10 protein-coding genes are annotated in these 7,471 nt (G+C 55.2%); 7 read left to right on the top strand and 3 right to left on the bottom strand.

From position 1 onward, the window contains the following. From BRO54_RS18285 to BRO54_RS18275, 3 genes are all read left to right on the top strand, one after another. Positions 1–743 (top strand): YheC/YheD family protein (locus BRO54_RS18285; protein WP_074044806.1); only part of this gene is annotated, 743 nt, incomplete at its 5' end. Beyond that, entirely contained in the window at positions 740–2,092 is a 1,353-nt protein-coding gene (locus BRO54_RS18280) for a YheC/YheD family endospore coat-associated protein (RefSeq protein WP_074044805.1), read from the top strand. The genes BRO54_RS18285 and BRO54_RS18280, both read left to right, overlap by 4 nt. Then, a complete protein-coding gene (locus BRO54_RS18275; RefSeq protein WP_014194979.1) occupies positions 2,086–3,252 on the top strand; it encodes a YheC/YheD family endospore coat-associated protein in 1,167 nt (388 codons plus the stop codon). The genes BRO54_RS18280 and BRO54_RS18275 overlap by 7 nt, the downstream gene beginning before the upstream one ends. On the opposite strand, the gene BRO54_RS18270 is transcribed toward BRO54_RS18275, so the two are convergent. Then, positions 3,212–3,613 carry a hypothetical protein gene (locus tag BRO54_RS18270; protein WP_041470250.1) on the bottom strand — a complete coding sequence of 134 codons (402 nt, stop codon included), beginning with the start codon at positions 3,611–3,613 and terminating at the stop codon, positions 3,212–3,214. The genes BRO54_RS18275 and BRO54_RS18270 overlap by 41 nt on opposite strands. A gap of 115 nt (positions 3,614–3,728) precedes the next feature. Here BRO54_RS18270 and BRO54_RS18265 point away from each other — a divergent pair, with 115 nt between their 5' ends. The 3 genes from BRO54_RS18265 (at position 3,729) to BRO54_RS18255 (ending at position 6,288) form a co-directional block, all read left to right on the top strand. Next, positions 3,729–3,917, top strand: a complete 189-nt coding sequence (locus BRO54_RS18265) for a hypothetical protein (RefSeq protein ID WP_041470249.1) — start codon at positions 3,729–3,731, stop codon at positions 3,915–3,917. 239 nt (positions 3,918–4,156) lie between these two features. Continuing rightward, entirely contained in the window at positions 4,157–5,047 is an 891-nt protein-coding gene (locus BRO54_RS18260; protein ID WP_041470277.1) for a PucR family transcriptional regulator, read from the top strand. 128 nt (positions 5,048–5,175) lie between these two features. Continuing rightward, positions 5,176–6,288, top strand: coding sequence for an ABC transporter ATP-binding protein (locus BRO54_RS18255; RefSeq protein WP_013146253.1), 1,113 nt, complete (start codon positions 5,176–5,178; stop codon positions 6,286–6,288). Positions 6,289–6,371: 83 nt separating this feature from the next. On the opposite strand, the gene BRO54_RS18250 is transcribed toward BRO54_RS18255, so the two are convergent. Continuing rightward, positions 6,372–6,614 (bottom strand): hypothetical protein, encoded by a 243-nt coding sequence (locus tag BRO54_RS18250; RefSeq protein ID WP_014194975.1) that lies wholly within the window; start codon positions 6,612–6,614, stop codon positions 6,372–6,374. A gap of 289 nt (positions 6,615–6,903) precedes the next feature. Here BRO54_RS18250 and BRO54_RS18245 point away from each other — a divergent pair, with 289 nt between their 5' ends. Next, complete coding sequence (locus BRO54_RS18245) at positions 6,904–7,116, top strand: alpha/beta-type small acid-soluble spore protein (protein ID WP_011230133.1); 213 nt, start codon at positions 6,904–6,906, stop codon at positions 7,114–7,116. Positions 7,117–7,199: 83 nt separating this feature from the next. On the opposite strand, the gene BRO54_RS18240 is transcribed toward BRO54_RS18245, so the two are convergent. Then, on the bottom strand, positions 7,200–7,471 hold a 272-nt coding region (locus BRO54_RS18240), incomplete at its 5' end, for a transporter associated domain-containing protein (RefSeq protein ID WP_275651074.1).

Raw genomic sequence — 7,471 nt, 5'->3', positions numbered from 1 at the left:
GGGACGTATATGAAGCGCTCTCCTCCCACCCGCTCTTGTCCGCATACGTGCCGCCGACTGTCCGTCTTGAGCGCGCCGATGATGTGCTTGCGCTTCTCCGCCGCGAACAAGCCGCCATCGCCAAGCCGGTGCACGGCTCCGGCGGACGCGGCATTTGCATCTTTCAAAAGAAAGGGAAGGCGCTGTCCGTCCAAGACAGTCACGGTCAAGAACAGGCCGTCATTGCCCGCCGAAGCGAGCTGGAACAGCTCCTCTCCTCCTTGAGCCGCCGCGGCGAGTATGTCCTGCAGCCGTTGCTTCAGCTATCGACTCCGGAGGGCGAACCGTTTGACCTCCGCATTCTTTTGCAAAAGGATGAAAACGGACACTGGGTGGAGCGGGTGCGAGCCGTGCGAGTCGGCCGACCGGGGGCATGGGTGGCCAACGTCCGCGCCGGCGCGGACATTCGTCCGTTTTCCGAGTGGCTCGACCGCCTTTCCTCTTCAAAACGTCTCTTCGTGCTCGATGGCGTTGAGACGATCATCCGCACGCTGCCAGTTTATATAGATCGCATGTTCGGTCCTTTTTTTGAAATCGGCTTGGATCTTGGCGCGACCGACAACGGGGCGGTGTGGATTTTGGATGTCAATTCCAAGCCGGGGAGAAAAGTGGCACATCTTCTGCCCCCGGAGCAACAAAACGAACTGTACGAAGCGCCGCTTCGGTATTGCCTGTTTTTGGCCAGAGGGGTGAAAAGCCAATGACCTACACGTTGATCATTGACGAACAACAAACGAATACGGTGATCCTTCCCGCCACGCTCCAAGCATCTAGGCAAACATCAGCCGCGTTCGGCAGCCTTGTCACCCCATGCCGGGTCATTTCTTCCCCCCGTCTCACCGACCGTGTGATTGTGGCGCATGACGTTGCCCGATGCTTGTCGATCCCGTTTGCCGCTGACGTTCATGTCTTTTTGACCGATGAAGCTGTTCACTTCGGACCGCTTGTCGGCATTTTGACCGCCGGATTCACAAAGTCGCTCCACCGCCCGGTCGGCAGCCGGAGCTTCTTTTTTGCCAAGCTGCTGGCGCAAGAAAAGCAAGTCGGCGGATTTGCCTTTTTGTTTGGCGCGCCCCATATCGACTGGGAAAACGGCATGACGAACGGCTATTTTTACACGGAGCGCGGCTGGGAACGCCATACGGTGCCGTTGCCGAATGTCGTTTACAACCGGCTGCCAAACCGGCGCGTCGAAAAGGAGGAAACGTTTCAAACGATGACGAAGACGCTGCAAACCACCTACGGCATCCCGATCTTTAACGGGTGTTTTTTCAACAAATGGGACATTTACCGCCGGCTCGCTGCCCATCCGAAGGCGCAGCCGTATTTGCCGGCGACGTCCGCCCACGTGACGCAGCACACCATTGAGCAGTTTCTTGCCCGCTACCGTGAAGCGTACATCAAGCCGGCCGATGGCAGCCTCGGCCGCGGCATTTATCATTTAGCGAAAAAAAACAACGCCTATAAATGCCGGTTCCGCGATGAAAGCGGAGAAATACAAACAGTGCTGTTTCCGACCGCCATGGCGGCGTGGCATCATTTGCTCGCCCATGCGCCGCTTCACCGCTATGTCATCCAACAAGCGGTTCCGCTTCTTGCCGTCAACGGCCGACCGGCTGATTTCCGCGTTCACGTTAACAAAAACGAACACGGCATATGGCAAGTGAGCGCCATCGCCGCCAAAATCGCTGGAAAACAAAGCATCACGACCCATATGAACAGCGGAGGCATCGTCAAAACGCTGGAAGAAATTTTCCCGGATGCTGCCGAGCGCGAAATCGTGCTCGCCCGTCTTTCTGACGCCGCCCTTACGCTCAGCCGTTGCCTTGATGAAACATCAGAAACGTTGATCGGCGAAATCGGTTTTGACCTTGGCGTTGACCAACAAGGAAGGATTTGGATGTTTGAAGCCAATTCCAAACCCGGACGGTCTATTTTTAAGCATCCAAAATTAAAGGACGCAGACGAACGAACAGCGCGGTTGCCGCTCGCTTACGCCGTCCACCTCAGCAAAACGGCCATCACCGAACCCGAGGCGCTTTGGCCATGCTGACGATCGGCTACCGTCCTGACACCGGTGAGTGGGTGTGCAACAGTCCGGGCGGCCCTTATCGGTTCGGCAGCGGCCGGGTTGCTCCCGCCGCTACCCTTCCCGATCTCGTCTTTCCCGTCCGCGAGCAAGATGGACGGGTGGGACCGCTGGTTGGCGTGCTGGTCAGCGCCTCGTCCCTTTCCGCTTTGCTGGCTGGGAAAAAGCCGTGGCTTGAAACCGTCATCTGCTCCATCCACGCCGCCGGCGGCATCTCCGTCGTCAGCGCGGCCGCCGGCATCGGAGAGAAAACGGTCTCCGGATATATATTCGTTCCGACGCTTCATCGTTTCATCGAAGCGGCCGCTCCACTGCCCGATGTCGTCTACAATCGAGTAAAAAGCCGCGAAGAAGAAGAAAGCGAGCCGTTTCAAACGGCGGCTGCCCAGTTGAGCGCCCATGGCGTTCCGCTTGTCAACCGCTCTTTTTTCCGCAAATCGGACGTTTACGACGCGCTGCGGTCCGACCGCCGGCTCTGGCCGCATCTATTGCCGACGGCGCCTGTCCAAACAGCGACCGACATTCGCGCTTGGCTCCGCCAATACAGCTGCATTTACTTGAAGCGGGATGACGGCGCCAGAGGAATAGGGCTGTTTCGTCTCACCGCCTTGTCGGAGACGGAAGCCATTTGCGAATATCCAGGCGACCAAAAACGGCTCTGCTCGCTCGATGCGCTCGCATCGCTCATTCAGTCCGGCCGCTACATCGCCCAAGCACTGGCTGAAACGGACGAGTGGAACGGACGCCGCTACGATTTGCGCGTGCTCGCCCATTGGCACAACGGCCGCCATACGATCACCGGCATCGGCGTCCGTTCGGCCGACGTCGAGTCGGTGACAACCCATGTGTTTCATGGCGGGACCATCCTGCCGTACAAAGAAGTCAAGGAACGCATCGATGAAGCGGCGCTCGAGCGGCTTATTGCCTTGAGCGGCGCGCGCCTTGGCGAACGGTTTGGCTTTGTCGGTGAGTTTTCCGCCGACATCGGCGTCGGAAGCGAGCGGCAGCTTTACATTTATGAAATCAACGCCAAGCCGATGGTGTTTGACGAGCCGGAGATTGAGGCACGGCGGCTCGAGAGGCTCAATCAGCTGTTTGCCGAGCTCGCTCATCGTGCGCCATAGCTAGAAACTGGCCGCTGTAGCGAAGCGCCTGGCGGAACACAGCATCGGCCGCTTGTTTGGCGGCCCCGTTTAAGCTTTGGCAGACGTTCTGGCATAACATCGCTTTTTCCCACTCAGCCGCCGCCATGGCTTGCAAGAGCTCGAAACGAGGTGCGCCTGCTTTGCTTTGCTCTCTTTCCGCTCGATCGTCGGCGTTAGCCCCAGCGGCTAAATAATGCACGTATTGCCAAAGTTTACGCTGCCGCTCGGCTTCAGCCAAGTAGGCCGCCCATGCCTCATCCGTTTCCATCTCTGCGAGTTGCCGGGCTTTGTCTTCCGCCGCGGCGGTCGTTTCGAGCAATTTTTTGATAAGCATGATCATTTCCTTGCCACCCTTTCTTCCCGCTTGTCCTGTTTCATCCATATGAAGGGCATGGATAGCGTATGCCTCTTTTGGACAAACTTTAGGAAAAACGATGAGAGGAAGGAGCGAGATGATGGAACGAAATGAAACCGAGCGCCGGGATTCGTTGTACGAAGGGCGCGATGAATACTATATGGACATCGACCGCATGATCAACGAAGGGATGGCCGGCGGTGCCGTGTACGGCCGCGGCGATGACGTCAACATTGAGGAAGCGCGCGATCTTGTCAAAGAAGAACCGCCGTACGAAGCCGGCCAGTAAACGGAGCCGATTTTCCCGCCTCGGGAAAGTCGGCCTTTTGTTCTATGAGCCCCTCCGCCGATGCGTTAGGCGGGGATCGTTCGAGACGCCCGCTGTTGACCAAGCCGCCCGTTCATCCTGCGGCTTTCCCGCTTTCAATCCATTGGCTTTCTTTCCATTAGCGGGGATTTGGTATAATGAAAACAACGCCGATTCATCTTCGGCGTGACATCATCCTTGACAGAAAAGGGTGCACCGCGATGTTAAAAGAGCTCAAGTCGCTTTATGAAAGGGACATCGTTATCAACGGTCAGCCGGAACACCCCGAAGATTACGAATGGTTTTACACCGCCGACGGTGATGAGATCGGCATCGCCAAGCATCGATTGACAGAGCAGGAGCGGCGATTGCTGGCGCTTTTTTTCACCCCCGCCGAGCGCCGGCGCGAACCGGAAAGCGAAGAGGAGCGGGCATGGAAACGATGGATGGCAACCGGCGACCCAGCCGCGCTCGCTCGGCTCGCTGCTCCGTACTGCCGGTTCATTCATTTTACGGCCAGCCGGCCGATCGCCAACAAAGAGGAGTTTGCTGACGCCGTTCGCGGCTTGTTTTCTTCCCCGGTCACCATCGTCTGGGAGCAAGATCGGCGCGGGCTGATCGTCGAAGCGAAACAAAAGCGAACGACGGAGCCGCCTTCGTTAGCGGACATGGCTGAGGCGCTCGCCGCTGATTTTTATACTTCCATTCATTTATTGATCGGCCCGATCCGCCCCGTCGATGAACGGCTATATGAATCGTTTCTCCTTGAAAAAGAGTGTTTTTCCGCCGCTCGGCGCTTTTGGCCGAAACGAACTGTGTACGAATGGGAAGACGTCATTCCGCTTCCGCTCTTTGAAGAAGGAGCAGTCAGTGAGAAAGCCCGCCGGACCCTCTCGCTTCTTGACGGATTCGACGAGGAGGAAGTGCGGGCGATGGAGACGTTTTTGCAATGCAACTTAAACGTCTCGATGGCAGCGAAAAAGCTGTATATGCACCGCAATAGCTTGCAATATCGAATCGATAAATGGACGGAGCAAACTGGTGTTGACATCAAACGGTTCAAAGGGGCGGCAGCCGTCTATTTGGCCATCTTGCACCGGCGTCGTTCGTAATCCCCCGCTTTTTTGTCATGTCGCCGAAAATCGGCGGCATTTTTTGTGCACCTCGTCCATTTACGAATGTTCCTATTTTTCTATACACTAATGGCAAGAAAACGATTTCGGCGATGAGGAGGATGGTTATGGCAGAACTCATTCTTGATCATATTTACAAAATTTACGACAACAATGTGGTCGCCGTCAAAGACTTCAATTTACATATTCAAGACAAAGAGTTTATCGTATTTGTCGGCCCGTCCGGCTGCGGCAAATCCACCACGTTGCGGATGATCGCCGGCCTTGAGGAAATTTCCAAAGGCGATCTTTACATCGACGGCAAACGAATGAACGATGTGCCGCCGAAAGACCGCGACATCGCCATGGTGTTCCAAAACTACGCCCTGTATCCACATATGAGCGTCTATGACAACATGGCGTTCGGTTTAAAACTGCGCAAATTCCCGAAAGCGGAAATTGAAAAACGCGTCCGCGAGGCGGCGCGCATTCTTGGGCTCGAGCAATATTTGGACCGCAAACCGAAAGCGCTCTCCGGCGGGCAGCGGCAGCGCGTGGCATTGGGACGGGCCATCGTCCGCGATGCAAAAGTGTTTTTAATGGACGAGCCGCTCTCGAACTTGGATGCGAAACTGCGGGTGCAAATGCGCTCAGAGATCGCGAAGCTCCATCAACGCTTGGAAACGACGACCATTTACGTCACCCACGACCAAACAGAAGCAATGACAATGGCCACCCGTCTTGTCGTTATGAAAGACGGCGTCATCCAGCAAGTCGGAACGCCGCGGGAGGTATACGAAAAACCGGAAAACATTTTTGTCGGCGGCTTTATCGGTTCACCGGCCATGAACTTCCTTCGTGGAACGCTGCAAGACGGCAAGTTTGTCGTCGGCCAAACATCGTTTGGCATTCCGGAAGGAAAAATGAAAGTGTTGCGTGAGCAAGGGTATGTCGGCAAGGAAGTGATTTTAGGCATTCGTCCGGAAGACATTCACGACGAACCGCTCTTCCTTGAAGCATCGCCGGCGACGAAAGTTACTGCTCTCGTCGAGGTCGCTGAGCTGCTTGGCGCTGAATCGATGATCTATTTTAGCATCGACAACCAAGAATTGGTCGCTCGCATCGACGCCCGCACGGAAATCAAGCCGGGCCACCGGATTGACCTGGCGCTTGATATGAACAAAGCGCATTTCTTTGACGTTGAAACGGAACGGCGCATCCGGGCGGCGGATGAAAAGTAACCCCCCATTGTTGTTCATATAGATTCATTCGAAGGCGTTCCGAAAAAAACGGAACGCCTTTCCTTTCCACTCCATCAACAGCCTTATTCCTTGATAAAACGCACTTCCTCCTCATGGCAAGTCGGACAGTAAAACAAATGAACACATTCATGATTCGTATACGTGCGCAAATAGCCGTCGACAAGCTTCATGACGTCCGCATCCATGTACGGGCTGTAGTCATCGAAATAATCCGTAACTTTTCCTTGGTCTTCCATCGGTTGCCGGCAGTAGCTGCAATACACCGTCACCCGGCGCAACCCGTTGCACAGCGGACATACATTCATGCTGCTTCCTCCTCTAAGATGTTCCTTATCTTTACATATTCCCTAATGGTGACGGCGGTAAAACGTTAAAAATTCCCATATTCTCACCATGCATAACAGGCAAAAAACGTCCCAAACTATGAGTACCGCCAGCGAAATCACCCATCCGTTGCAACGGGGACGCTGGCGAAGCCAAAAGCGGGTGGGCCGGTGGGTTCAGCCAAGCTTGGCACACGCCTTGCAGCGTGAAGTGTTGGTGCAAATCCAACCACCCCAACCATCAAAAATTTTTAAGAGGAGATGATCAACGATGGCACGCAACAATAACAACAACCAACTGTTAGTCGCTGGTGCTCAACAAGCCATTGATCAAATGAAGTACGAAATCGCCCAAGAATTTGGTGTGAACCTCGGCGCTGACACGACTTCTCGCGCGAACGGTTCGGTCGGCGGCGAAATTACGAAACGTCTTGTCGCCATGGCTCAGCAACAACTTGGCGGCCAATTCGGCAACATTCAATAACCGCCTTACGAACAACTTCATATAGATGGCAAACGCCCCGGGCAGTCAGCCCGGGGCGCTTTCATATGGGAACGGGGAGCGAATCAGGCGCCTCCCGCCTGCTCGGCAAGCGGTTGGCTCAATGAGACAAGCACTTTGCGAATGCGCCGATTGTCGACTTGGCGGACGGTGAACGTCAGCGGTCCATATTGCAACGTTTCGCCGACTGCTGGAATACGCTCAAACATCTCAAAAATCCAACCACCCAACGTATGCGATTCACTCTTTGGCACGTCGATGTTCATCACTTCGCAAAATTCATCGAGCGGCAGTTCGGCGCTGAACTCGAAGCTGTGCTCGTCGATTTGGCGCACCG

The organism is Geobacillus proteiniphilus, from assembly GCF_001908025.1.
Lineage (GTDB): Bacteria > Bacillota > Bacilli > Bacillales > Anoxybacillaceae > Geobacillus > Geobacillus proteiniphilus.
The sequence above is the reverse complement of the archived record's forward strand: the minus strand, read 5'-3'. Positions and strand labels throughout refer to the sequence as shown.

What these genes read in the sequence shown, in the direction of transcription:
- BRO54_RS18250 (WP_014194975.1), bottom strand. Translation starts at nt 6,614, where the DNA reads ATGAATGTATGTCCGCTGTGCAACGGGTTGCGCCGGGTGACGGTGTAT.
- BRO54_RS18270 (WP_041470250.1), bottom strand. Translation starts at nt 3,613, where the DNA reads ATGATCATGCTTATCAAAAAATTGCTCGAAACGACCGCCGCGGCGGAA.
- BRO54_RS18275 (WP_014194979.1), top strand. Translation starts at nt 2,086, where the DNA reads ATGCTGACGATCGGCTACCGTCCTGACACCGGTGAGTGGGTGTGCAAC.
- BRO54_RS18280 (WP_074044805.1), top strand. Translation starts at nt 740, where the DNA reads ATGACCTACACGTTGATCATTGACGAACAACAAACGAATACGGTGATC.
- BRO54_RS18260 (WP_041470277.1), top strand. Translation starts at nt 4,157, where the DNA reads ATGTTAAAAGAGCTCAAGTCGCTTTATGAAAGGGACATCGTTATCAAC.
- BRO54_RS18255 (WP_013146253.1), top strand. Translation starts at nt 5,176, where the DNA reads ATGGCAGAACTCATTCTTGATCATATTTACAAAATTTACGACAACAAT.
- BRO54_RS18265 (WP_041470249.1), top strand. Translation starts at nt 3,729, where the DNA reads ATGGAACGAAATGAAACCGAGCGCCGGGATTCGTTGTACGAAGGGCGC.
- BRO54_RS18245 (WP_011230133.1), top strand. Translation starts at nt 6,904, where the DNA reads ATGGCACGCAACAATAACAACAACCAACTGTTAGTCGCTGGTGCTCAA.